Source organism: Stenotrophomonas sp. 78350_Sma (assembly GCF_056482105.1).
Map to the genome: position 1 here is coordinate 3764313 of NZ_CM151182.1, position 23790 is coordinate 3788102.

The following is a 23790-nucleotide window of genomic DNA, read 5'->3' on the forward strand; positions in this document are numbered from 1 at the left end:
ACTTACGCCGAGGCGTAACGCACGGCGGTGCCGATCCAGCGTTGCACCACACGATCGGCCAGCGCGGGTTGCTGGGCCAGCAGGCGCTCGGCGAGGTCATGCACGCCGGGCAGCAGGCCGGCGTCGCGGGCCAGGTCGGCGATGCGGAAACCGGCCAGGCCGGTCTGCCGCGTACCCAGCAGTTCGCCGGGACCACGCAGCTCCAGATCCTTTTCGGCGATGACGAAGCCATCGTTGGTTTCACGCATGGTCTGCAACCGCTCGCGTGCCATCTGCGAGAGCGGCGCCTGGTACAGCAGCACGCAGCGCGACACCGCCGAACCACGGCCGACGCGGCCGCGCAGCTGGTGCAGCTGGGCCAATCCGAGGCGCTCGGCGTTCTCGATCACCATCAGCGAGGCGTTCGGCACATCCACGCCCACTTCAATCACCGTGGTTGCCACCAGCAGGTCGATGTCGCCGCCCTTGAACGCCACCATCGTCGCCAGCTTCTCGGCGGCTTTCAGGCGGCCATGCACCAACCCCACGCGAACGCCGGGCAGCAGCGCCTGCAGCGATTCGTAGGTGGCCTGCGCGGGCGTTGCATCCAGCTCTTCGCTTTCCTCGATGAGCGTGCACACCCAGTACACCTGCCGCCCCTCCTGGCAGGCCAGCGCGATGCGCTCGATCAGCTCCGGGCGGCGATCGTTGTTGAGGGCCACGGTCTGCACCGGCGTGCGGCCGGGCGGCAGTTCGTCGATGGCCGAGACATCCAGGTCCGCGTATTCGGACATCGCCAGCGTGCGTGGAATCGGTGTGGCGGTCATCACCAGCTGGTGCGGGACGCTGTTGCCGCCCGCGCCCTTGTCACGCAGGGCCAGACGCTGGTGCACGCCGAAGCGGTGCTGCTCGTCGACGATGGCCAGGGCCAGGTCCTGGAACACCACCGCCTCCTGCATCAGCGCGTGGGTGCCGACCACCACCTGCGCTTCGCCATTGGCGACCTGTTCCATCACCTTGGCGCGCGCCTTGCCGGTGACCTTGCCGGCCAGCCAGGCGATGCGCACACCGAGCGGTTCCAGCCAGCCGCGCAGGTTGTTGAGGTGCTGCTCGGCCAGCAGTTCGGTGGGAGCGGCCAATGCGACCTGCTTGCCCTGCTCCACCGCCAGCATCGCCGCCAGCGCGGCGACCACGGTCTTGCCCGAGCCGACATCGCCCTGCACCAGGCGCAGCATCGGGCTGGGCCGTGCGAGATCCTCACGGATCTGCTTGAACACGCGCGCCTGCGCACCGGTCAGTGCGAATGGCAGCTGCTTCAGCAGCGCCTTGGCCAGCTTGCCAGGACCGCCCAGCGGCGGCGCATGGTGCGCCTGCAACGCGATGCGCTGGCGACGCAGGCTGAGGTGGTGGGCCAGCAGCTCTTCCATCGCCAGGCGGCGCTGCGCCGGGTGGGTGCCGGTGGCCAGCGCGGCCAGATCGGCATCCGGCGGTGGCCGATGCACGGTCAACAGCGCGCTGCGCAGCGACGGCAGGCCGAGGCCATCGAGCCAGCCGCTGGGCAGCAGTTCCAGGGTGCTTTCCTCGGGCAGGCGATCCAGGGCCTGGCCGATCAGCTTGCGCATGGTCATCGGACCGACGCCTTCGACGGTGGGATACACCGGGTCGAGGCGGTCGCCGAGTTCGGGGTCGTCGTTGCGGCCCAGCACCTGGTAGCTGGGATGGACGATCTCCAGGCCGAGGTGGCCGGGCTTGGGCGTGCCGAAGCAGCGCAACCGGTTGCCGACCGCGAACTGGCCGACCTGCTGCTGGCGGAAATGGAAGAAGCGCAGCACCAGGGTGCCCTGCCCTTCGTCCTCCACCGCCACTTTCAGCATCGGCCGGTAGCGCATGCCGCGTTCGACCGCGACCACCCGCACTTCCACCTGCGCCGGCACGCCGTTGCGCAGGTCTTCGATGCGGGTCAGCCGGGTCCGGTCTTCATAGCGCAGCGGCAGGTGAAGCCAGAGATCCTGCAGGGTGGCCAGGCCACGCGCCTGCAGTTTGGCGGCCACAGCCGGACCGACGCCCGCGAGCATCGCCAGGGATGCTTCGCCGGACGGTGACAGTACCGGAGTGACCGCCGCCTTGCGTGCCACGTGGCGGTCAGTCGATGACCATCACCGCGTCGACCTCGAAGTTGGCGCCCTTCGGCAGGCCGGAGACTTCGATGGTGGAACGGGCCGGGTACGGGGCCTGGAAGTAGTCCTGCATGACCGCGTTGACCTTGGCGAACTCGCCCAGGTCGGTCAGGTACAGGCCCAGGCGCACGACCTTGTCCAGCGAACCGCCAGCGGCTTCGGCCACGGCCTTGAGGTTGTCGAAGGCGCGGCGGGCCTGCGCTTCGACGTCACCAGCGCCGACGACATCGCCGGTAGCCGGGTCGAGCGGGATCTGGCCGGAGAAGTACACGGTGTTGCCGGCGCGCACGGCCTGCGAGTACGGGCCGATGGCGGCGGGAGCCTTTTCGGTGTTGATGATCTGGCGGGACATGGGTCGCTCCGGTGCTTGGGGGAAAACAGAGCGGTGATTGTACCGGCTGGGCGCGGCATCGGCTGGGGTCGGATCCGTTTCCCGGCGGGAAACGGATCCGACCCCATGCGTCGTGTGCGCGGAACGTCATCCACGCATGGCGTGGACCTACTGGCGGCGTACCGACTGCACGACCGACAGGCGGCGCAGGCGGCGCATCACTTCGGCCAGGTGGTTGCGGTCGCGCACCTGGATGTTGAACGCCAGCACGGCGGCGTTGAAGTCACGGTCCAGGTAGTCCACGCGCTCGATGTTGGAGTGACTCTGCGCGATGGCGGCAGCCAGCTGCGCCAGCACGCCGGTGCCGTTCTCCACTTCCACCACCAGCGAGGTGTCGTAGTCGCCGGACACGGTGGTGTCCCAGCCGATCGGCACCCAGCGCTCGGGCGACTTGCGCAGCTCGGCCAGGTTCGGGCAGTCCATGCGGTGCACCACGATGCCCTTGCCGGCGGTGTGGTAGCCCATGATCTCGTCGCCGGGAATCGGCTGGCAACAGCCGGCGAAGGTGACCACGCCGCGCTCGCTGCCGTTGATCAGGATCTTTTCCTGCGAATGGTGGCGTGAATGCGGGCCGCCGCGCAGTTCGGCGTAGGCCATCAGCGCCTGCGCCGCCTGGGTCGGCATCCAGTTGCCCAGGGCGACCTCGGCCAGCAGCGCCTCCAGGCGCGGGAAACGGTGTTCGGCCAGGAATGCATCCAGGCGCCCCTTCGGCAGCCGCTCCAGCGAGGAATCCATCGCCTCCAGCGCACGGTCGAGCATGCGGTGGCCCAGCTGCACGGCATCTTCGTGCTCCAGCTGCTTGAGCTGGTGGCGGATGGCGGTGCGCGCCTTGCTGGTGACCACGAATTCCAGCCACTGCGGTTTCGGCGTGGCCGAGCGTGCGGTGATGATCTCCACCGACTGCCCCGACACCAGCTTGGTGCGCAGCGGCACGAGTTTCTTGTCCACGCGCGAGGCCACGGCCATGTTGCCCACGTCGGTATGCACGGCGTAGGCGAAATCGAGTGCAGTGGAGTTGCGTGGCAGGGCCAGGATCTTGCCCTTCGGGGTGAACAGGTAGACCTCGTCCGGGAACAGGTCGACCTTGACGTTGTCGAGGAACTCCAGCGAGGAACCGGCGGCGCGCTGCGAGTCGATCAGCTCGACGATCCAGGCGTGCGCGCGGCTCTGCGCGCTGTTGGGCGAATCGCCGCCGAACTTGTAGGTCCAGTGCGCGGCCACGCCGCGTTCGGCGATCAGGTCCATTTCCTCGGTACGGATCTGCACTTCGATCGGCGAACCATACGGCCCGAACAGCACCGTGTGCAGCGACTGGTAACCGTTGGCCTTGGGAATGGCGATGAAGTCGCGGAAACGGCCATCGAGCGGCTTGAAGGTGGCGTGCACCGAGCCCAGCGCGTGGTAGCAGCTGGGCACGCTGCGCACGACCAGGCGGAAGCCGAACACGTCCATCACCTGGTCGAAGGATTTGTTCTCGTCGCGCATCTTGTTGTAGATGCTCCACGGGGTCTTGATGCGGCTGATCAGCCGATGCTCGATCCCCTCCTTGGCCAGGCGCTGCGACAGCTGCACTTCCACCTGCGCCATCGCCTCGCGGCGCACCACCGGCTGGCTGCGGATGTGCTTTTCAATGATGGCGTGGCGCCACGGGTACAGCGCCTTGAACCCCAGGTTCTGCAGCTCGCTCTTGACCAGGCTCATGCCCAGGCGCTGGGCGATGGGCGCGTAGATCTCCAGCGTCTCGCGGGCGATGCGGCCGCGTGCTTCGCGGCTCTGCGCGCCCAGCGTGCGCATGTTGTGCAGGCGGTCGGCCAGCTTGATCATGATCACGCGCAGATCGCGCGACATCGCCAGCAGCATCTTGCGGAAGCTCTCGGCCGCCGCTTCCTGGCGGTCGCGGAACTTCAGCTTGTCCAGCTTGGTCACGCCGTCGACCAGTTCGGCCACGGCTTCGCCGAACTCGGCGGCCAGCGCCTCACGGGTCAGCGGGGTGTCTTCGATGGTGTCGTGCAGGATCGCGGCGATCAGCGCTTCCACGTCCAGGCCGAGCTCGGCCAGCACCTGGGCCACGGCCACCGGATGGGTGATATAGGGCTCGCCCGACTTGCGCGTCTGCCCAGCGTGCGCGGAGGCTCCGACTTCCCAGGCACGGCGCAGCAGCGGCAGCTGTTCCGGCGGCAGGTAATGGGCAGCGCGTTCAAGCTGGAGGACGTAGTCGGGTACGGCGGCAGCGGGCGCTGCGGCGACCTTGGCAGTGGGGCCTGGGTTCATGCCCGAAGCCTATTCCAGCGCGACGTTTACGGCAAATCCTGAATGCGAAACAGCCCGCACGGGGCGGGCTGTTCGGCGATCCAGCAATGACGTTGATCGATGCGATCAATCGTCGTTCTTGGACATGTCTTCGTCGGCGACCACTTCGGCGGCGGCCCACTCCAGCGCTTCGCGCTCGGCGCGCTCACGCTCGGCCTTCTCGACTTCGTCGATCAGCGCGTTGTCGATCTTGCGGGCGGCGATTTCGCGCAGCGCCAGCACGGTCGGCTTGTCCTCGGTCTCGCTGTTGTCCAGCGTGGCCTGCACGCCGTTGGCGAGCTGGCGGGCACGCTTGGAAGCCATCATGACCAGTTCGAAACGGTTGTTAACGACTTCCAGGCAATCTTCTACGGTGATGCGGGCCATACGGGCTCCCGGCGACCGGTCGGCCGCTCAGTCGAATGAGGGAAAGGGGACGGAGTGTACTGGCAGGGGCTGGACAAAATCAAGCCAACCCCCACCCGATTCTTTTGGAATCAGTCAGTTGCGCCCGGATCGGGGGTCAACAGGGCCTGGATCAGGCCGGCATGGCGGACCTTCTGGGCCTCCCGGCGCAGGCGGCTGGCGGTGAAGATGGCGCACAGCTCGTCCACGGCGGTGTCGAACACCTCGTTGACGATGACGTAGTCGAACTCGTTGAAGTGCAGCATTTCATCGCGGGCCGCGCCCAGGCGCTGGGCGATGACCGCCTCGCTGTCCTGGCCGCGCTTGCGCATGCGGTCCTGCAGGGCCTGCTTGGACGGCGGCAGGATGAACACGGTGACCGTGCCCGGCACCAGCTGGCGCACCTGCTGCGCCCCCTGCCAGTCGATTTCCAGCAGCACGTCCTGGCCGGCGGCCAGCTGCGGCTCCACCGACTGGCGGGCGGTGCCCTTCCAGTCGCCGTGCACCCAGGCATGCTCGAAGAAGTCGCCGGCGGCGATCATTTCCTCGAACTTCTCCGCAGAGACGAAATGGTAGTGCTGGCCGTTCACTTCACCGGGGCGCATCGCGCGCGAGGTGAAGGAGATCGACAGGGCGATCTGCGGGTCACGCGCCAGGGTGGCATTGACGATGCTGCTCTTGCCGGCGCCGGACGGGGCGGCAACGATGTACAGCGTGCCGCGCGCAACGGCGTCCGACGGCTTCGACGGGGCGCTCATACGGCGGATCCAACGGCTTGATTTCGCAAAATTTTTCCTCGGTGTTCCAGATCCGGCGCGGAGGATCGCGCCAGGACGGCGGGGGCTGCGCGGAACATCCTGGAACCAGGCCCGGCAGACGCTTCCCCGGGGTACGGGCACGCAACTTTACCAGAGCGGCCCCGTTGCGCGCCCGCCCGGCAGGCGCCGGGCCTTGTGCCACATGGACGTGCGGGGGCCTGTGCTATAACCGGGCCGTACCCAACGACAGCCCGGAGGCCTGCGCCTCCCCGCCATCCCAGGAGAACGGCATGCCATCGATGAGCCGCCGCCAGTTCCTGAAAGTGACCGGGACAACCCTGGTCGGCTCCAGCCTGGCATTGATGGGCTTCGCGCCCGGCATCGCGCTCGCGGAGGTCAGGCAGTACAAGCTGACCCGCGCGACCGAGACCCGCAACACCTGTACCTACTGTTCGGTGGCCTGCGGCATCCTGATGTACAGCCTCGGCGATGGCGCCAAGAACGCCGAGCCGAGCATCTTCCATATCGAGGGCGACCCGGACCATCCGGTCAACCGCGGCACGCTGTGCCCGAAGGGTGCCGGCCTGGCCGACATCATCCACAGCAAATCGCGCCTGCTCTACCCTGAGTACCGCGCGCCGGGCTCGAACGAGTGGAAGCGGCTGAGCTGGGACGATGCGCTGGACCGCATCGCGCGGCTGATGAAGGAAGACCGCGACGCCAACTTCGTGCAGAAGAACGAAGCCGGGCAGACGGTCAACCGCTGGCTGACCACCGGCATGCTGGCGGCCTCGGCCACCAGCAATGAAACCGCGGTGCTGACCCACAAGGTCGTGCGCTCCCTGGGCATGCTGGCATTCGACAACCAGGCACGTGTCTGACACGGCCCGACGGTGGCAGGTCTTGCCCCGACGCTAGGCCGTGGTGCGATGACGAATCACTGGGTCGACATCAAGAATGCCGACCTGATCCTGATCATGGGTGGCAATGCCGCCGAGGCGCACCCGTGCGGGTTCAAATGGGTGACCGAGGCCAAGGCACACAACAAGGCACGCCTGATCGTGGTCGATCCGCGCTTCAACCGCTCGGCCGCGGTGGCCGACGTGTACGCGCCGATCCGCACCGGCACCGACATCGTGTTCCTGGGCGGCCTGATCAACTACCTGTTGACCGAGGACCGCATCCAGCACGAGTACGTGCTGAACTACACCGACATGTCGTTCCTGGTGAAGGACGAATTCGCCTTCAAGGACGGCCTGTATTCGGGCTACAACGAAGAGAAGCGCAGCTACGACCGCTCCAGCTGGGACTACGCCTACGGTGACGATGGCTTCGTGCGCAGCGACCCGACGCTGAAGGACCCGCGCTGCGTCTACAACCTGCTCAAGCAGCACTATGCGCGCTACACGGTGGAGATGGTCGAACGCATCTGTGGCACGCCGGCCGACAGCATCCGCCAGATCTGGGACATGATCGCGTCCACCGCCGGCAAGGACAAGGCGATGACCATCCTGTACGCGCTGGGCTGGACGCAGCACTCGATCGGCGCGCAGAACGTGCGTGCCGGCACCATGGTGCAGCTGCTGCTGGGCAACATCGGCGTGGCCGGTGGTGGCATGAACGCCTTGCGCGGGCATTCCAACATCCAGGGCCTGACCGACATCGGCCTGATGTCCGACCTGCTGCCCGGCTACCTGACCCTGCCGAAACAGGACGAGCAGGACTACGAGGCCTACATCGCCAAGCGCACGCAGAAGCCGCTGCGCGCCAACCAGATGTCGTTCTGGCAGAACTACCCGAAGTTCCACGTCAGCCTGATGAAATCGTGGTGGGGCGACGCCGCCACCGCCGACAACAACTGGTGTTTCGATTACCTGCCCAAGCTCGACAAGCCGTACGACATGCTGCAGGCGTACGAGCTGATGAACGAAGGCAAGATCCACGGCTACATCTGCCAGGGCTTCAATCCACTGGCCTCGGCGCCGAACAAGGGCAAGCTGATCAGCGCGTTCTCCAAGCTGAAGTTCATGGTCAGCATGGACCCGCTGGAAACCGAGACCATCGCCTTCTGGCAGAACCACGGTGCGTTGAACGACGTCGACCCGAGCACGATCCAGACCGAAGTATTCCGCCTGCCGACCACCTCCTTCGCCGAGGAGAACGGCGCGGTGGTGAATTCCTCGCGCTGGCTGCAGTGGCACTGGAAGGGTGCCAACCCACCGGGAGAGGCACGCAGCGACATCGAGATCATGTCCGAGCTGTTCCATCGCATCAAAGCGATGTACGAGAAGGACGGCGGTGCGTGGTGGGAGCCGGTGCGCGACCTGGCCTGGAACTACGCCAACCCTGGGGTACCCACGCCCGAAGAACTGGCGATGGAATACAACGGCAAGGCGCTGGCCGACGTGTTCGATCCGAAGGACCCAACCAAGCTGGTGCGCAAGGCCGGCGAGCAGCTGGCCGCATTCGGCGACCTGCGCGACGACGGCAGCACCGCCTCCGGCTGCTGGATCTACATCGGTGCCTGGGGCCCGACCGGCAACATGATGGCGCGGCGTGACAACAGCGACCCCACCGGCATCGGCAACACGCTGGGCTGGGCCTGGGCGTGGCCGGCCAATCGTCGCGTGATGTACAACCGCGCCTCGTGCGACGTCGCCGGAAAGCCGTTTGATCCGCGGCGCACGCTGCTGGCGTGGAACGGGAAAAACTGGGGCAGCGTGGACGTGCCCGACTTCAAGGCCGACGAAGATCCCGCCGGCGGAATGGGCCCGTTCATCATGAATCCGGAGGGCATCGCCCGCTTCTTCGCCAAGGCCGGCATGGCCGAAGGCCCGTTCCCTGAGCACTACGAACCGTTCGATACACCGCTGCGCAGCAACCCGCTCAGCCCCGGCCAGGCACTGACGCTGAACAACCCGGCCGCCCGCGTATTCGCCAGCGATCGCGCACAGATCGGTTCGCCGGACGAGTTCCCGCATGTGGCCACCACCTACCGCCTGACCGAGCATTTCCACTTCTGGACCAAGCACGGCAAGTTGAACGCCATCATCCAGCCCGAGCAGTTCGTCGAGATCGGCGCGGCGTTGGCCGACGAGCTGGGCATCAACAACGGCAGCCGCGTGCGGGTCAGTTCCAAGCGCGGCCACATCGAAGCGGTCGCCATGGTGACCAAGCGCATCAAGGCCCTGCAGATCGATGGCCGGACCGTGCACCAGGTGGGCGTGCCGATCCACTGGGGCTTCCTCGGTGCGGCCAAGCCCGGATACATCGCCAATACGCTGACCAACGCCATCGGTGACGGCAACTCGCAGACGCCCGAATCGAAGTGCATCCTGGTCAAGGTCGAGAAGGTGTAGGAGACACGCCATGTCACTGCAATCCCTGGACATCATCCGCCGCTCGGCCACCACCACGCCCTCGCCGGAGGCGCGTGGTGCGCACACCGGCCAGGTCGCCAAGCTGATCGATGTGAGCAAGTGCATCGGCTGCAAGGCCTGCCAGGTCGCCTGCATGGAGTGGAACGACCTGCGCGACGAAGTGGGCAGCTGCGTCGGCAGCTATGACAACCCGCCCGACCTGAGCGAACAGTCGTGGACGGTGATGAAGTTCCGCGAGTACGAGGACGAGAAGGGCAAGCTGGAGTGGCTGATCCGCAAGGAAGGCTGCATGCACTGCAGCGATCCGGGCTGCCTGAAGGCCTGCCCTTCGCCCGGCGCGATCATCCAGTACGCCAACGGCATCGTCGACTTCCAGGAAGAGAACTGCATCGGCTGCGGCTACTGCGTGACCGGTTGCCCGTTCGACGTGCCGCGCATCTCCAAGAAGGACCACAAGGCCTACAAGTGCACGCTGTGTTCGGACCGGGTGGCGGTAGGCCAGGAACCGGCCTGCGTGAAGACCTGCCCGACCGGCGCGATCACCTTCGGCAGCAAACAGGCGATGACCGAGCACGCGGCCGGACGGGTGGAAGACCTGAAATCGCGCGGCTACGAGAACGCCGGCCTGTACGACCCGCAGGGCGTGGGTGGCACCCACGTGATGTACGTGCTGCAGCACGTGGACAAGCCCGAGCTGTACGCCGACCTGCCCAAGGACCCGCGCATCAGCCCGATGGTGGAAGTCTGGAAGGGCGTGGCCAAGCCGCTGGGCGTGCTGGCCATCGCCGCCACCGCCTTCGCCGGCTTCCTGCACTACATCGGCATCGGCCGCAACACGGTCAATGACGAGGAAGAAGAGGAAGCCGAACACGAGGCGAAGAAGATCGAAGAGGAGCAGCGGCCATGAAGTACGCCCCGCACCCGCGCCAGATCATCCGCTACCGCGCGCCGACCCGCATCAATCACTGGATCGTGGCGATCTGCTTCGTGCTGACCGCGCTGTCCGGGCTGGCATTGTTCCACCCTGCCCTGTTCCCGTTGACGCAGCTGTTCGGTGGTGGACCGTGGACGCGCATCCTGCATCCGTTCATCGGCCTGGCCATGGTGGTGGGCTTTGCGCTGCTGGCGTTCCGCATGTGGCGTGACAATCTGCCGACCGCCGACGATGGAAAGTGGATGCGTGGCATGCGCGATGTGCTGCGCAACGAGGATGAGAAGCTGCCGCCGGTGGGCCGCTTCAATGCCGGCCAGAAGCTGCTGTTCTGGGCCATCATCGGTTGCCTGTCGGCGCTGCTGCTGACCGGCTTCGTGATCTGGCGGCAGTACTTCAGCCACTTCTTCCCGATCGGGGTGATCCGCTTCTCGGTGCTGGCCCATGCGCTGTTCGGCTGGGTGCTGGTGTGCGCGATCGTGGTGCACATCTATGCAGCGATCTGGATCAAGGGCTCGGTGCGGGCGATGACCCAGGGCAAGGTGACCTATGGGTGGGCGTACAAGCATCACCGGCAGTGGTTCAGGGACATCCTGCGCGGACGTCGGGAAGAGGGGTAGCGGCAGGGCCTGCGGCCCTGCACCCGCTTCAAGCCAAGGCAACAGCAACAGCGGCTATCCGTGGGATTGCGGGGTGGGTCCGGTTGCGGGGGACGCCGTAAACCCATCCATGGGGGCTTGGCCGCGGCATCCATGCCGCGGACACCCCCGCAACCGGACCCACCCCGCCTTCGACAGTTTCCTGCGATCTGTCGGCACGGGGTTCTGCGTTGCTGTTGGTGGGTGTCGACCTTGGTCGACACGATGAACACGGCAACGACAGAAACCAGTTTTTGTAGAGTCGAGCCATGCTCGACCGCGTTGCTTGAACAGGCTGGACGCCAGCGCCGACAACGGCGAGGATGGAGGCTGGTTCTTCTGGCTGGCCCTGCATGGCGCAACGCATCCTTGAACCCGGTGAGATCGAGACGCTCGCCTCGCGCGATGTTCCGCGCATCATCCTGCCCGATGTCACGTCCCTGTTCGCTGAGCGCGCCACGCGCCTGCGCAGCCTGGCTGCGCACAGTGCCATCGGCGGTTACCTGCAGCTGCTGGCGGCGTTGGCCGATGCACAGCAGGCGCTGCTGGATGAGCTGACACCGCAACAGCGCGAGGCACTGCAGTCGCAGGCGCGCGCGCAGCAGTCGAGTGCGGCGGTCGGTGCCGGCATGCCGTTGCGGCCGGCCAACACGCTTCAGTTGGACGGGCGTTGGCGCGACTGGCTGCGCACGCTGTGCCAGCACTGCGCCGACGAAGCGGGGCTGCCGGTGGAAACCCGCCAGGAGCTGCAACGCGTCGCCGCGGCCGACGATGCCTGGCTGGATGCACAGGCCCATGCCGTGCTGGAGCGCGATGACGCGCCGTCGGTGGATGCGGTCGCTGCGCTGCTGGTGATGAACGCACTGCAGGTTTACTGGGCAGTGCTCGCAGCCAGCTTCCGCCCCACCGACCTGAAGCCGCTGGCCGATGCGCCAGGGCTGTGCCCGCTGTGCGGCACGTTGCCGGTGACCAGCGTGGTGCAGGCGCGTCCGCCCTATGCCTCCTACCGCTACCTGTCGTGCTCGCTGTGCGCCTGCCAGTGGCACTACGTGCGCGTGCAGTGCAGCCAGTGTGGTGCCGCCGGCAAGGATATCGCCTATCGCGCCCTGGCCGATGTGGACGGCGACAGCGGCGAGGCGGTGCGCGAGAGCGCGGTACGCGCCGAGACCTGCGACCACTGCCACAGCTACCGCAAGATCCTGTATCTGGAAAAGGACCCGTCACTGGAACCGGTGGCCGATGACCTCGGCACGCTGTCGCTGGATCTGCTGCTGGCCGAGGAAGGCTATGCGCGTGCCAGCCAGAATCCGCTGCTGTGGCAATCCGACGGCGATTGAGGCGATGACAGCCTCGCCCCCCACCCCGGCATCGGCCGCCGCCCTGCCCTCGCTGGACCGATTGCTGCGCCTGCCTGCACTGGCGGCACTGATCGAAGGCCACGGCCGCAGCCGCATCACCCAGCTGCTGCGTTCGCACCTGCAGGTGCTGCGTGACCGTATCAGCGCCGGGCAGCTGTCGACCGCGCAGCTGCAGGAAGCCATTGATGGCCCGGCACTGGTCGCGGCACTCAACGCCACACTGGCGGCCGATGCACGGCTGGGCCTGCAGCCGATGTTCAACCTGACCGGCACCGTGCTGCACACCAACCTGGGCCGTGCCCTGTTGCCCGAGGCCGCGGTGCAGGCAGTCACCCGCGTGATGACCGCGCCGGTCGATCTGGAATTCGACATCGCCCGTGGTCGTCGCGGCGACCGCGATGCGCGGGTACAGGCACTGATCTGCGAGCTGACCGGTGCCGAAGCCGCAACCGTGGTCAACAACAATGCGGCAGCGGTCCTGCTGCTGCTCAACAGCCTGGCCAACCGCCGCGAGGTGGTCGTCTCCCGCGGCGAGCTGGTGGAGATCGGCGGCGCTTTCCGCATCCCGGATGTGATGCGCAGCGCGGGCGCGCGGCTGCTGGAAGTGGGTACCACCAACCGCACCCATCCGGCCGACTTCACCAACGCCATCGGCGCGTGCACAGCGCTGCTGATGGAGGTGCACGCCAGCAACTACGCGATCACCGGATTCACTGCCAAGGTCGACACCACGGCGATGGCCGCGATCGCGCACGAGCATGGCCTGCCGCTGGTGGTGGACCTGGGCAGTGGCAGCCTGTGCGATCTGGCCACGTTCGGCCTGCCGCACGAGCCCACCGTGCAGGAAACATTGACGGCCGGCGCCGATCTGGTTTCGTTCAGCGGCGACAAGCTGCTGGGTGGCCCGCAGGCCGGCATCATCGCCGGCCGCGCCGACCTGATCGCGCGGATCAACCGCAACCCGCTCAAGCGCGCACTGCGCATGGACAAGATGGGACTGGCTGCACTGGAAGCGGTGCTGGCCCTGTACCGCGAACCGGAGCTGCTGGCACAACGCCTGCCGACCCTGCGCACGCTGTCGCGCACGCAGGATGACATCGATGCGCAGGCCGAGCGCCTGCTGCAACCGATGCGGTCCGTGCTGGCAGCCGCCTACACCCTTGAACGGGCATTGATGCATAGCCAGATCGGCAGCGGCGCGCAGCCACAGGCGCAGCTGGCAAGCGCCGGACTGCGCATCACGGCCGCGCGGCGCGGTGGGCTGGACCGCCTGGCCAAGCGACTGCGCCAGCTGCCCCGACCAGTGCTGGGCCGAATCGCCGATGACGCACTGTGGCTGGACCTGCGCTGCCTGGAACCCGGGGACGAAGCGGCCTTCCTCGCCCAATGGAGCGCGCTGCAGGCATGATCGTCGGCACCGCCGGGCATATCGACCATGGCAAGACAAGCCTGGTGCGCGCACTGACCGGCATCGAAACCGATCGCCTGCAGGAAGAGCGTACGCGCGGCATCTCCATCGAATTGGGCTATGCCTATGTCCCGGTGGAAAGCACGCACGACGACCGTCCGGCGACAACACTGGGCTTCGTCGACGTGCCGGGCCATGAGCGCTTCGTGCACACGATGGTGGCCGGCGCCACAGGTATCGATGTCGCCCTGCTGGTAATCGCCGCCGACGACGGTGTGATGCCGCAGACCCGCGAGCATCTGGCCATCCTGCAACTGCTGGGCGTGAACCGTGGTGCGGTGGCCCTGACCAAGATCGACCGTGTGGATGCGGCGCGCATCGCCCGGGTCGAGATCGAGATCGCTGCGCTGCTGGCCGCGACACCGCTGCAGAATTCCCCTCTGTTCGCCTGCAACAGCACCGCGCCCGGCGATGCCGGCATCAGCGCACTGCGAACCCAGCTGCACGCGTGGGCGGCGGATGACGCCAGCACGCGCCAGGCCGAACTGCGCTGCGAACTGTTCCGCATGCCGGTGGACCGCGTGTTCTCATTGGCAGGCCACGGCACGCTGGTGACCGGCGCAGTGCACGGGGGCATCGCCGCGGTGGGTGAGCATCTGCAGCTGATGCCGGCCGCCACGGAAGTGCGAATACGCAGCATCCACGCGCAGAACCAGGCCAGCGACCACGCAATGGCCGGGCAACGCTGCGCGTTGAACCTGGCGGCAATCGCCCGCGACGACATTCACCGCGGCGACTGGATCGCCGACCCTCGCGCACTACTGGCCACCACCCGCGTTGATGTGCGCCTGCGGCTTTCCGCGTTGGCCGCACCATTGCGCGACTGGGCGCCGCTGCATATCCACTGGGGAACGATGCACCAGCAGGCCCATGTGGTGCTGCTGGAAGACGACGATCACGGCAATGGGCAGTTGGTGCAACTGGTGTTCGATGCACCGGTCTGTGCGATGTGTGGGGATCGCTTCATCGCCCGCGATTCAGCGGCGACCCACACGCTGGGCGGTGGCCTCGTACTCGATCCGGACCCGCCACAGCGGCGCCGGCGCAGCCCTGCACGGCTCGCGTGGCTGGGAGCACTGGAGCAACTGGCCGCGGGTGCGGGAATCGGCCCGCTGTTGCAGCAGGCGTCCTTCGGCATTGCCATGGCCGCGCTGCAACGCTACTGCCGGCGCGGCGCCGACCAGATCAATCTGCCTGCAGGCGCACAGCGCATCGTCACTCGCGAAGACACGGTGATCATCCTCGCCTCGCACTGGCGGGCGCTGCGCGAACAGGCGATCACATCGCTGCGCAGCTGGCATGAGCGACGCCCGGACGAACCCGGTGTCGACAGCGGGCGCCTGCAGCGCAGCACCCTGCCCTCGCTTGCAGTGGGTTTGTGGAACGCGCTTCTTCAGGACCTGCTGGACGACGGCAGCGTGCAACGCGTGGGTGCCTGGTGGCGCCTGCCCGGCCATGACCATGCGCCGCCGGAACGCGAACGCCTGCTGCTGGAACGCGTGCTGCCGCAGCTGCACGCCGGTGGCTTCGATCCACCGTGGGTGCGCACTCTGGCCACCGACATCGGACTGGCCGAAGACGAGGTCCGAGCCGTCCTGCGTCGCGCCGCGGCGCGCGGTGAACTGTTCCAGGTGGTACCGGACCTGTTCTATGCACCGGCCCGCATTGCCGAGCTGGCCGCGATCGTCGCGCAGCTGTCACAGGCCAGCGGCACGGTGGATGCGGCGGCCTTTCGCGATGCCATCGGCCTGGGCCGCAAACGCAGCATCCAGATCTTGGAGTTCTTCAATCGCGTTGGCTACACTCGACGCGTCGGTGACCAGCATCGGCCGCGTGGCGACCTGCAGTGGAACGCAGCCCGCGACTGAGCCCACCGGCACCGCCGTACTTTCGGAAGGCATGCGCATCCGGGCATGCGGCTGGGCTTCAAACCCAGTAGGGGGCGTCGATCGTTCCCTGGTAGGTTCGACTCCTGCTGCCTTCCGCCATTCGTGTTTCCGCAGGAGATGTCGGCATGGCCACGCACGCGCAGTCCCCCGCTCCTTCAACGGCCGATGCCCCGCAACGACTGACGTCTCTCGCGCATGGCGGCGGCTGCGGCTGCAAGATCGCGCCGGGCGTGCTGAGCGAACTGCTGCGCGGCGTGCCAGCGCTTCCGGCACCGGCTGAGCTGCTGGTCGGCCGCGAGACCAGCGACGACGCCGCGGTGTACCGCCTCGATGATCGCCAGGCCATCGTCGCCACCACTGATTTTTTCATGCCGATTGTCGACGATCCGTTCGACTTCGGCCGCATCGCCGCCACCAACGCGTTGTCGGACCTGTACGCGATGGGCGCCCGGCCATTGTTCGCGCTGGCCATCGTCGGCATGCCGATCAACACGCTGCCGCAGGACACCATCCGCCGCATCCTGCAGGGCGGCGAGCGTGCCTGCGCCGATGCAGGCATCGTGGTGGCCGGTGGCCACAGCATCGATTCTGTGGAACCGATCTATGGCCTTGCCGCGATCGGCGTTCTCGACCCGCAGCAGCTCAAGCGCAATGCCGATGCCCGCGCCGGCGACGTGCTGGTGCTGGGCAAGCCATTAGGCGTAGGCGTGTATTCGTCGGCATTGAAGAAGGAAGTGCTGGATGCCGACGGCTACCAGCAGATGCTGGATTCAACCACCCGCCTGAACACCGTGGGCGTGCCCCTGGCCACGCTGGACGGCGTGCATGCGATGACCGACGTCACCGGCTTCGGCCTGCTCGGCCACCTGCTGGAAGTGTGCCGCGCCAGTGGCGTTGCCGCCGAAGTGGAGAGCGCACGGGTGCCGCTGCTGCCTCAGGCCCTGGAACTTTTGCAGCGCGGCTGCGTGACCGGTGCCTCCCACCGCAACTGGTCCTCGTATGGTGCCGAGGTGCAGTTCGCCGAAGGCCTGGCTGCGCATTGGCAGCCACTGCTGACCGACCCGCAGACCAGCGGTGGGTTGCTGGTCTCGTGCACACCGGAGGCGGTGGACGCGGTGCTGGCCTGCTTCCGCGATGCGGGCTTTACCCAGGCCACGGTGGTGGGGCGGCTGAACGACGCGACGCCGGGCGTCAGCGTGCGCTGAAACGATGAGGGCGCCCGAAGGCGCCCCCTGCAACATCACTCGATGTTCTGCACCTGTTCGCGGATCTGGTCGATCAGCACCTTCAGCTCCACCGCGGCATTGGACGTGCGGCTGTCCACCGACTTCGAGCCCAGCGTATTGGCTTCGCGGTTGAACTCCTGCAGCAGGAAGTCCAGGCGGCGGCCGACCGGCTCGCGCTGCTTGAGCACGCGGCGGATCTCGACGATGTGGCTGCCAAGACGGTCCAGTTCTTCATCCACGTCCAGCTTCTGCAGCCACAACACCAGTTCCTGCTCGGCACGACCCGGGTCGACCGGGTGCGGCAGGTCAGCCAGGCGTGCGGCCAGCTTGGCGCGCTGACCGTCGCGAATGGCCGGAATCAGCGTCCGGACTTCAGTGGCGATGCGTTCGATGCCGTCCACGCGCTCGCTGATGGCCGCGGACAACTTGCCGCCTTCGCGCTCACGGGCCTCGACGAAGCCATCCAGCACCTGGTCCAGCAGGGCCAGTGCCTCGACCTGCAGGGCGGCGGCGTCGGTGGCCTCGCCACGGGTCACGCCCGGCAGCTGCAGCAGGTCGGTGAAGCTGACCTGCAGATTGGGGAAATCGGAGGTCAGGCGGTGCGCCAGGCGGCCCAGCTGGCCCAGCAGGGCCTCGTCCACCTGCAGGTTGGCCGCCGCTTCCGGCGCACGCAGGCGCAGCACCAGATCCAGCTTGCCGCGGCTCAGGCGCACGGCAATGCGCTCGCGCAGCTGCGGTTCCAGCGCCCGCAGTTCCTCGGGCAGGCGGGTGCCGACCTCCAGGAAGCGGTGGTTGACCGAGCGCAGCTCGCAGCCCAGCGTGCCCCACGGGGTGACCCGCTCGCCGCCGGCGTAGGCGGTCATGCTTCGAATCATGGATTGTGTCCGGTGCGTGCAAAGGGGGAATGGTACCCTAGCGCCCTCACCAGAGCCCCCTTGCCCGCCCCGTGAAGGTCGCGGGCGTGGCGGCGTACTCCCTCGCCATTACGGAACCCGCACCATGTCCGATTCCCGCCCCAGCGGCCGCCAGCCCGACCAGCTCCGCCCGGTCGTCATCCAACGCGGCTTCACCCGCCATGCCGAAGGTTCGGTGCTGGTGTGCTTCGGTGAAACCCGTGTGCTGTGCACCGCCAGCGTCGAGAACCGCGTGCCGGGCTTCCTGCGCGGCAAGGGCGAAGGCTGGGTCACCGCCGAGTACGGCATGCTGCCGCGCGCCACCCACACCCGCAGCGACCGTGAAGCGGCCCGTGGCAAGCAGGGCGGCCGCACACTGGAGATCCAGCGCCTGATCGGCCGCAGCCTGCGCGCGTGCGTGGACCGCAACGCGCTGGGCGAGCGCACCATCACCCTCGACTGCGACGTGCTGCAGGCCGACGGCGGCACCCGCACCGCTGCCATCACCGGCGCCTACGTGGCCCTGGTCGATGCGGTGAACGTGCTGATGAAGCGTGGCGACATCAAGCGCAACCCGATCCTGGGCGCGGTGGCCGCTGTGTCTGTGGGCGTGTACCGCGGCACGCCGGTACTGGACCTGGACTACGCCGAAGACAGCGACTGCGACACTGACATGAACGTGGTGATGAACGACGGTGGTGGCTTCATCGAGCTGCAGGGCACCGCCGAAGGCCACGCCTTCCGTCGCGATGAGCTGGACGCGCTGCTGGGCCTGGCCGAAAAGGGCGTGAGCGAACTGCTGGCCGCACAGCAGGCGGCGCTGTCGGCATGAACCGCCGCATCGCCCTGACCACCCTGGTGGTGGCCGACTATGACGAAGCCATTGCCTGGTACACCGGTAAGCTCGGCTTCGCACTGTTGGAGGACATCGACCAGGGCCACAAGCGCTGGGTGGTGGTCGGGCCGACCGATGGCAGCGCTGCCGCCCTGCTGCTGGCCCGCGCCAGCGACGAGGAACAGCGCAGCCGTATCGGCAACCAGACCGGTGGCCGCGTCGGCTTCTTCCTCAACACCGACGACTTCCACCGCGACCACGCGGCGATGCTGGCCGCCGGCGTCGAGTTCCTGGAAGCGCCACGCGAAGAACCCTATGCAACGGTCGCGGTGTTCCGCGACCTGTATGGCAACACCTGGGACCTGCTGGAGCCCCGCCAATGAAGAAACTGGTACTGGCCAGCCACAACGCCGGCAAGCTGGTGGAGATGCAGGAGATCCTTGCCGATCTGCCGCTGCAGATCACCTCGGCCGCCGAGCTGGGCCTGGGCGACGTGGAAGAGACCGGCCTGACCTTCGTCGAGAACGCGCTGCTGAAGGCACGCGCGGCCTGCGAGGCGACCGGCCTGCCGGCGCTGGCCGATGATTCGGGCCTGATCGTTGATGCGCTTGGCGGCGCGCCCGGCCTGTACAGCGCGCGCTACGCCGGCCATCCGACCAATGCTGCGGCCAACAATGCCAAGCTGCTGGACGCGATGGCCGACATTCCCGATGGCCAGCGCAGCGCCCGCTTCTATGCGGTGATCGTGCTGCTGCGCCACGCCACTGACCCGCAGCCGCTGATCTGTGAAGGCCGCTGGGAAGGACAGATCATCCGCGAACTGCGTGGCACCAATGGTTTCGGCTACAACCCGGTATTCCTGGACACCACCCACGGCCTGACCGCCGCGGAAATGGAGCCGGCGCTGAAGAACGCCATCAGCCACCGTGCCATTGCCCTGCAGCAGCTCAAGCAGCAGCTGGCGACGCTGTACTGACGCCACCCGATCGAACCAGGGAAGCCGGCCAGCGGCCGGCATTACCGAAGAAGCCCATGCCGCACGCCCACGACCACGACCACTGCAACCACCTGCCCGGCGAAGCCTGCTCCGCCGACCACGACAGCCCGCCGCGGCTGGTGCCGCCACCGCTGTCGTTGTACGTGCACCTGCCGTGGTGCGTGCGCAAATGCCCGTACTGCGATTTCAATTCGCACCAGGCCAAGGGCGAGCTGCCGTTCGATGCCTACATCGATGCACTGCTGCGCGACCTGGACCAGGACCTGCCGCTGGTCTGGGGCCGGGTGGTGCACAGCGTGTTCTTCGGTGGCGGGACGCCCAGCCTGTTCCCGCCGGAAGCGATCGACCGCTTCCTGCAGCAGGCCAGCGCGCGCCTGCGTTTCGCGCCCAATGCCGAGATCACCCTGGAAACCAACCCGGGCACCGCCGAGCATGGCCGCTTCGACCGCTATCGCGCGGCCGGCGTGAACCGCCTCAGCTTCGGCATCCAGAGCTTCGACGACGCGATGCTCAAGCGCCTGGGCCGCATCCACGACAGTGGCGAAGCCGAGCGCGCGGTGAAGATGGCGCAGGACGCGGGTTACGACAACTTCAACATCGACCTGATGTACGCGCTGCCGGAACAGACTCTGGCCGGTGCCGAGGCCGACCTGGAACGTGCATTCGCGCTGCAGCCGGCGCACATCTCGCACTACCAGCTGACCCTGGAACCGAACACGGTGTTCTTCGCGCGGCCGCCGCAGGGCATTCCCGATGAAGACAACGCCTGGGACATGCAGGAACACTGCCAGGCCCTGCTGGCGCAGGCCGGTTTCGGCCAGTACGAAGTCAGCGCCTATGCGCGCCCCGGCCGGCAGAGCGCGCACAACCTGAACTACTGGCGTTTCGGCGATTACCTGGGCATCGGTGCCGGCGCGCACGGCAAGATCAGCTCGGGCGCCGAGGAACACGTGCTGCGCCGCTGGAAGCTGAAGCACCCGCAGGCCTACCTGGACAGCGCCGGCACTCCGGCCTCGTTCGGTGGCGACGACGTGATCGCAGCCGAACGCCTGCCGTTCGAGTACATGCTGAACCTGCTGCGCCTGCACGAAGGTTTCAGCCTGCGCGATTTCGAGTCGCGTACCGGGCTGCCGCGCAGCATGCTGGACGCCCCCTTGGCCGAGGCCGTCCAGCGCGGCTGGCTGCAGCTGGCCGATGGCCATGTGCAGCCGACCGAGCTGGGCCGCCGCTTCACCAACGACGTGGTGAGCCTGTTCCTGGAGGAATAAGCCTTCCGCCGCAAGGGGTAGTGCCGGCCGCTGGCCGGCAATCCGGTGCGGATCGCGTTGCCGGCCAGCGGCCGGCACTACCGCGCATCGGGGCCATGCCCTGCAGATGCATTTCACGTTCAGCCTAAAGTAGCGCCGACATCGGCCGACACGGTAGATTCACCAGATCGATCCGCGGGAATCCGGGTACCGCTCGCAGATGTCAGCTGTCTTTTCCCCAACCCCTGCCGACAAGGCCCGCCTGGCTGCGGCCGACCTGCCGCCGCGGGTACGCGAACTGCTGGGCGCGTTGATCGGCCTCTGCCGGCAGACCCTGGCCGCGCCTCTGATCCTGACCGTTGAAGCGCTGGAACAAGCGCTGCTGCACGACGCGGATCGCGCGCGCAATCCCATGCAGCAGGCGGACCTGATGGCCCAGCGCGGCCAGCTGCATGCCTTCGCCGGCCATTTCCCCGATCGCATGCTCGATGCAGTCGCCGAATCCCTGTCACGCCTGCGTGACCCTGCGGCGGCGCCGCCGGCGCTTTCCACGCCACCACCGCTGCCCGGCATGCTGGGCCTGTCCCTGGTCGCCGAACACGATGTCGACCGCGATCTGCTGCTGACCGAGATGGTGCGGCGCGAAACCCTGCGTTCAACCAACTCGCTGAACCTGCTGGGCCAGCGGTTGGGCGTACTCGCCGCTGCGCCGGCATTCGAGACCGACGCCCTGCCCCTTGCACCGCAGTCCTTGTGTGCAATGGTGCGCAGGCTGGCCGAACAGGACAGTCTCAGCACCGAAGTGCAGCTGGCGCTGTACCGCAGCTTCGAACGCCAGGTGCTGGAGCGCCTGGGCGATGTACTCGACCGCGCCAATGCCCTGCTGTCCCAGCAGGGCGTCCTGCCCGGGCTGGTCTACACCCCTTACCTGGCACGTTCGGCGAGCACGCGGCGCATCATCACCCAGTCGGTGGGTGGTGGCCGCGCGACGCAGCCCGCCAAACGTACCGCAGCGCCGCTGACCGGCTGGAACGGGCCGGCCCCCTCCGGCTCGTGGTCGAACCTGCTGCAGGATGCGGTCAGCGACAGTGGTACCGTCGGCTCGGCCATCCCTGGGCTGACCACTTCCGCCGGCAGCGCCCTGCACGAACTGCTGCAGCAGGCCCGGCAGGCCAGCGCAGCGCCCGCGCAGAGCGTCGCCGTGCCCAGCGCCGCCGTGGATGCCGTACTCGCGCGACTGCAGGCCCAGTCCAGCGCCGCCACCGGCGTTGCCGATCTGCAGGCGGCCGTTGTCGCCCAGCTCCGCAGCGAACATGGCGCACAGGCACAGCTCGGCAGCCATGACCGTGACAACCTCGACCTGCTGCGCCTGCTGATGCAGCAGGTGCAGCAGCAACAACGCCCAGACCCGGTGCCGGCGGCCCTGCTGGCACGCCTGCAGGTGCCACTGGCGCGCGCCGCCATGGCTGATCCCGGCTTCTTCGTGCGTGACGAGCACCCCGCCCGCGAACTGCTAAACCAGGTCGCCGAAGCCGGCGCCAGCTGGCTGGGCGATGATGATGTCGATCCGCAGCTGCTGCAGCGCATGGCGCAGAGCGTGCAGGGCCTGCTGGGCCAGGACGTCCGTACCCCGGAAGCCTTCGCCACCGCCAGCGAGGACGTGCAGCAGCACCAGCGTGCGGCGGTTCATCGCGCCGAGCTGGCCGAACGCCGCCACGTCGAAGCCGCGCGCGGCAAGGAACGCCTGGAACTGGCCCGGCGCCAGGCCAATGCACAGATCGACCAGTGCTGTGATGCGCAGGCACCGCCACGCTTCGTGCAGACGCTGCTGCGCCAGGCATGGGCCGATGCCCTCACCCTGACCCGCCTGCGCCACGGCGATGATTCACCGCAATGGCAGGAACGCCTGCAACAGACCCAGCGCATTGCAGCGGTGACCGCGCAGGCCGTGGATGCCCCCGGTGGCACCGATGCCGCACTGGCCGCCGATGTGGAAGCCGCGCTGGTGCAGGTGGGCTACCACGCCGAGGAAGCCGCTGCGGTCGCGCGCAGGCTGGCCACGCCCGGCGGCGAGGATGACAGCACCTCGCGTACCGAACTCAGTGCGCGCCTGAAGGCGCGCGCACGGCTGGGAGAACAGGCCGGGCCCACCACCACGGCACCGTCCAGCCCGCGCAACGCCGCCGAGGAAGCCGCTTACCAGCAGCTGTCCGCGCTGCCGTTCGGCAGCTGGTTCGACATCGACAATGGCGATGGCACGCTGCGCCGCCAGCGCCTGTCCTGGTACAGCCTGCTGACCGGCCATGCCCTGTTCGTCAATCCGCGCGGACAGAAGATCGCCGATACCGACCTGGATACGCTGGCCCGGCAGCTCAGCGCGGGCCGCGCGCAGCTGGTCACCGAAGACAAGGGGCGACTGGTTGATCGCGCCTGGCAGGCCAGCCTCGACGCACTGCGCGCACTGGCCGACGGCCACGCCGGGGAGACATCCGCATGAACACCCAACCGCCCCAGGACACCCGTCGCGCACCACGCCGGCAGGTCTCGGACCTGGTACCGGTCACCGACCAGATGCGCGACTGCGTGGTGGGTCGCCTTGGCAACGTGTCCGAAACCGGCATGCTGATGCTGGCCAGCACGCCATTGCGCGAGGACGCGCTGTACCAGCTGCGTTTCCCATTGCCGATGGGCGACGGCCGTCAGGAGGCCATCGACGTGGGCGTGCACCTGCTGTGGAGCGAGCCTGCGCACGCCCCTGGGCAGAGCTGGACCGGCTTCCGCTTCCTTACCCTGTCACGCGAACATCGGCAGCTGCTGCGGCAGTGGGTGGGTGAGGACAGCGACGAGGGGCCGGTTTCGACGGCCTGAGTGCCGGTTCCAGCACAGCGGTTTCTTGCGGTATGCGGCAGAATCTAGGGCCGTTTTCCGT

General features: G+C 67.6%; 19 protein-coding genes and 1 tRNA gene. 14 read left to right on the forward strand and 6 right to left on the reverse strand.

Annotated features, from left to right (window positions below):
* Positions 1-2: 2 nt before the first annotated feature.
* The 5 genes from recG to gmk form a co-directional block, all read right to left on the reverse strand.
* The gene (recG, locus tag ACZK4H_RS17395; protein ID WP_099552970.1) at positions 3-2114 is read right to left on the reverse strand and encodes an ATP-dependent DNA helicase RecG; all 2112 of its coding nucleotides are present in this window, start codon (positions 2112-2114) and stop codon (positions 3-5) included.
* Positions 2115-2121: 7 nt separating this feature from the next.
* Positions 2122-2508 (reverse strand): RidA family protein, encoded by a 387-nt coding sequence (locus tag ACZK4H_RS17400; RefSeq protein WP_049461736.1) that lies wholly within the window; start codon positions 2506-2508, stop codon positions 2122-2124.
* 147 nt (positions 2509-2655) lie between these two features.
* Positions 2656-4818, reverse strand: coding sequence for a RelA/SpoT family protein (locus tag ACZK4H_RS17405; RefSeq protein WP_005410876.1), 2163 nt, complete (start codon positions 4816-4818; stop codon positions 2656-2658).
* Between the two features lie 105 nt (positions 4819-4923).
* Positions 4924-5223, reverse strand: coding sequence for a DNA-directed RNA polymerase subunit omega (rpoZ, locus tag ACZK4H_RS17410; protein ID WP_005410877.1), 300 nt, complete (start codon positions 5221-5223; stop codon positions 4924-4926).
* Positions 5224-5333: 110 nt separating this feature from the next.
* Complete coding sequence (gene gmk / locus ACZK4H_RS17415) at positions 5334-5999, reverse strand: guanylate kinase (RefSeq protein WP_014038334.1); 666 nt, start codon at positions 5997-5999, stop codon at positions 5334-5336.
* 290 nt (positions 6000-6289) lie between these two features.
* Here gmk and fdnG point away from each other — a divergent pair, with 290 nt between their 5' ends.
* The 8 genes from fdnG to selD all read left to right on the forward strand — a co-directional run bounded on the left by fdnG (position 6290) and on the right by selD (position 16868).
* Positions 6290-9358 (forward strand): formate dehydrogenase-N subunit alpha, encoded by a 3069-nt coding sequence (fdnG, locus tag ACZK4H_RS17420; protein ID WP_143567652.1) that lies wholly within the window; start codon positions 6290-6292, stop codon positions 9356-9358.
* A gap of 10 nt (positions 9359-9368) precedes the next feature.
* Positions 9369-10286 (forward strand): formate dehydrogenase subunit beta, encoded by a 918-nt coding sequence (gene fdxH, locus ACZK4H_RS17425; protein ID WP_012481154.1) that lies wholly within the window; start codon positions 9369-9371, stop codon positions 10284-10286.
* Positions 10283-10930 (forward strand): formate dehydrogenase subunit gamma, encoded by a 648-nt coding sequence (locus tag ACZK4H_RS17430; RefSeq protein WP_032127833.1) that lies wholly within the window; start codon positions 10283-10285, stop codon positions 10928-10930. The genes fdxH and ACZK4H_RS17430 overlap by 4 nt, the downstream gene beginning before the upstream one ends.
* A 371-nt stretch (positions 10931-11301) precedes the next feature.
* On the forward strand, positions 11302-12285 hold the full coding sequence (gene fdhE, locus ACZK4H_RS17435; protein WP_099552968.1) for a formate dehydrogenase accessory protein FdhE: 984 nt from the start codon (positions 11302-11304) through the stop codon (positions 12283-12285).
* Positions 12286-12289: 4 nt separating this feature from the next.
* Positions 12290-13714: an L-seryl-tRNA(Sec) selenium transferase gene (selA, locus tag ACZK4H_RS17440; protein ID WP_099552967.1), complete on the forward strand. Its 1425-nt coding sequence runs from the start codon at positions 12290-12292 to the stop codon at positions 13712-13714.
* A complete protein-coding gene (selB, locus tag ACZK4H_RS17445; RefSeq protein ID WP_099552988.1) occupies positions 13711-15642 on the forward strand; it encodes a selenocysteine-specific translation elongation factor in 1932 nt (643 codons plus the stop codon). Before selA ends, selB begins: the two co-directional genes overlap by 4 nt.
* A gap of 24 nt (positions 15643-15666) precedes the next feature.
* A tRNA-Sec gene (locus tag ACZK4H_RS17450) sits at positions 15667-15762 on the forward strand.
* A gap of 26 nt (positions 15763-15788) precedes the next feature.
* Entirely contained in the window at positions 15789-16868 is a 1080-nt protein-coding gene (gene selD / locus ACZK4H_RS17455; RefSeq protein ID WP_099552966.1) for a selenide, water dikinase SelD, read from the forward strand.
* A gap of 35 nt (positions 16869-16903) precedes the next feature.
* Here the strand turns inward: selD and ACZK4H_RS17460 are convergent, their stop codons facing one another.
* Complete coding sequence (locus ACZK4H_RS17460; protein ID WP_099552965.1) at positions 16904-17764, reverse strand: YicC/YloC family endoribonuclease; 861 nt, start codon at positions 17762-17764, stop codon at positions 16904-16906.
* Positions 17765-17888: 124 nt separating this feature from the next.
* On the opposite strand from ACZK4H_RS17460, the gene rph reads away from it, so the two are divergent.
* The 6 genes from rph (at position 17889) to ACZK4H_RS17490 (ending at position 23729) form a co-directional block, all read left to right on the forward strand.
* On the forward strand, positions 17889-18614 hold the full coding sequence (gene rph / locus ACZK4H_RS17465; protein WP_099552964.1) for a ribonuclease PH: 726 nt from the start codon (positions 17889-17891) through the stop codon (positions 18612-18614).
* Positions 18611-19000 carry a VOC family protein gene (locus ACZK4H_RS17470; RefSeq protein ID WP_099552963.1) on the forward strand — a complete coding sequence of 130 codons (390 nt, stop codon included), beginning with the start codon at positions 18611-18613 and terminating at the stop codon, positions 18998-19000. Before rph ends, ACZK4H_RS17470 begins: the two co-directional genes overlap by 4 nt.
* The gene (gene rdgB, locus ACZK4H_RS17475) at positions 18997-19593 is read left to right on the forward strand and encodes an RdgB/HAM1 family non-canonical purine NTP pyrophosphatase (RefSeq protein WP_005410891.1); all 597 of its coding nucleotides are present in this window, start codon (positions 18997-18999) and stop codon (positions 19591-19593) included. Before ACZK4H_RS17470 ends, rdgB begins: the two co-directional genes overlap by 4 nt.
* 56 nt (positions 19594-19649) lie before the next feature.
* Positions 19650-20882 (forward strand): radical SAM family heme chaperone HemW, encoded by a 1233-nt coding sequence (gene hemW, locus ACZK4H_RS17480; RefSeq protein WP_099552962.1) that lies wholly within the window; start codon positions 19650-19652, stop codon positions 20880-20882.
* Between the two features lie 199 nt (positions 20883-21081).
* Positions 21082-23358 (forward strand): DUF1631 family protein, encoded by a 2277-nt coding sequence (locus tag ACZK4H_RS17485; protein WP_099552961.1) that lies wholly within the window; start codon positions 21082-21084, stop codon positions 23356-23358.
* Positions 23355-23729, forward strand: a complete 375-nt coding sequence (locus tag ACZK4H_RS17490) for a PilZ domain-containing protein (protein ID WP_049426705.1) — start codon at positions 23355-23357, stop codon at positions 23727-23729. The genes ACZK4H_RS17485 and ACZK4H_RS17490 overlap by 4 nt, the downstream gene beginning before the upstream one ends.
* Positions 23730-23790: the final 61 nt, after the last annotated feature.

What these genes read in the sequence shown, in the direction of transcription:
- ACZK4H_RS17400 (WP_049461736.1), bottom strand. Translation starts at nt 2,508, where the DNA reads ATGTCCCGCCAGATCATCAACACCGAAAAGGCTCCCGCCGCCATCGGC.
- ACZK4H_RS17405 (WP_005410876.1), bottom strand. Translation starts at nt 4,818, where the DNA reads ATGAACCCAGGCCCCACTGCCAAGGTCGCCGCAGCGCCCGCTGCCGCC.
- rpoZ (WP_005410877.1), bottom strand. Translation starts at nt 5,223, where the DNA reads ATGGCCCGCATCACCGTAGAAGATTGCCTGGAAGTCGTTAACAACCGT.
- gmk (WP_014038334.1), bottom strand. Translation starts at nt 5,999, where the DNA reads ATGAGCGCCCCGTCGAAGCCGTCGGACGCCGTTGCGCGCGGCACGCTG.
- fdxH (WP_012481154.1), top strand. Translation starts at nt 9,369, where the DNA reads ATGTCACTGCAATCCCTGGACATCATCCGCCGCTCGGCCACCACCACG.
- ACZK4H_RS17430 (WP_032127833.1), top strand. Translation starts at nt 10,283, where the DNA reads ATGAAGTACGCCCCGCACCCGCGCCAGATCATCCGCTACCGCGCGCCG.
- fdhE (WP_099552968.1), top strand. Translation starts at nt 11,302, where the DNA reads ATGGCGCAACGCATCCTTGAACCCGGTGAGATCGAGACGCTCGCCTCG.
- selA (WP_099552967.1), top strand. Translation starts at nt 12,290, where the DNA reads ATGACAGCCTCGCCCCCCACCCCGGCATCGGCCGCCGCCCTGCCCTCG.
- selB (WP_099552988.1), top strand. Translation starts at nt 13,711, where the DNA reads ATGATCGTCGGCACCGCCGGGCATATCGACCATGGCAAGACAAGCCTG.
- selD (WP_099552966.1), top strand. Translation starts at nt 15,789, where the DNA reads ATGGCCACGCACGCGCAGTCCCCCGCTCCTTCAACGGCCGATGCCCCG.
- ACZK4H_RS17460 (WP_099552965.1), bottom strand. Translation starts at nt 17,764, where the DNA reads ATGATTCGAAGCATGACCGCCTACGCCGGCGGCGAGCGGGTCACCCCG.
- rph (WP_099552964.1), top strand. Translation starts at nt 17,889, where the DNA reads ATGTCCGATTCCCGCCCCAGCGGCCGCCAGCCCGACCAGCTCCGCCCG.
- ACZK4H_RS17470 (WP_099552963.1), top strand. Translation starts at nt 18,611, where the DNA reads ATGAACCGCCGCATCGCCCTGACCACCCTGGTGGTGGCCGACTATGAC.
- rdgB (WP_005410891.1), top strand. Translation starts at nt 18,997, where the DNA reads ATGAAGAAACTGGTACTGGCCAGCCACAACGCCGGCAAGCTGGTGGAG.
- hemW (WP_099552962.1), top strand. Translation starts at nt 19,650, where the DNA reads ATGCCGCACGCCCACGACCACGACCACTGCAACCACCTGCCCGGCGAA.
- ACZK4H_RS17485 (WP_099552961.1), top strand. Translation starts at nt 21,082, where the DNA reads ATGTCAGCTGTCTTTTCCCCAACCCCTGCCGACAAGGCCCGCCTGGCT.
- ACZK4H_RS17490 (WP_049426705.1), top strand. Translation starts at nt 23,355, where the DNA reads ATGAACACCCAACCGCCCCAGGACACCCGTCGCGCACCACGCCGGCAG.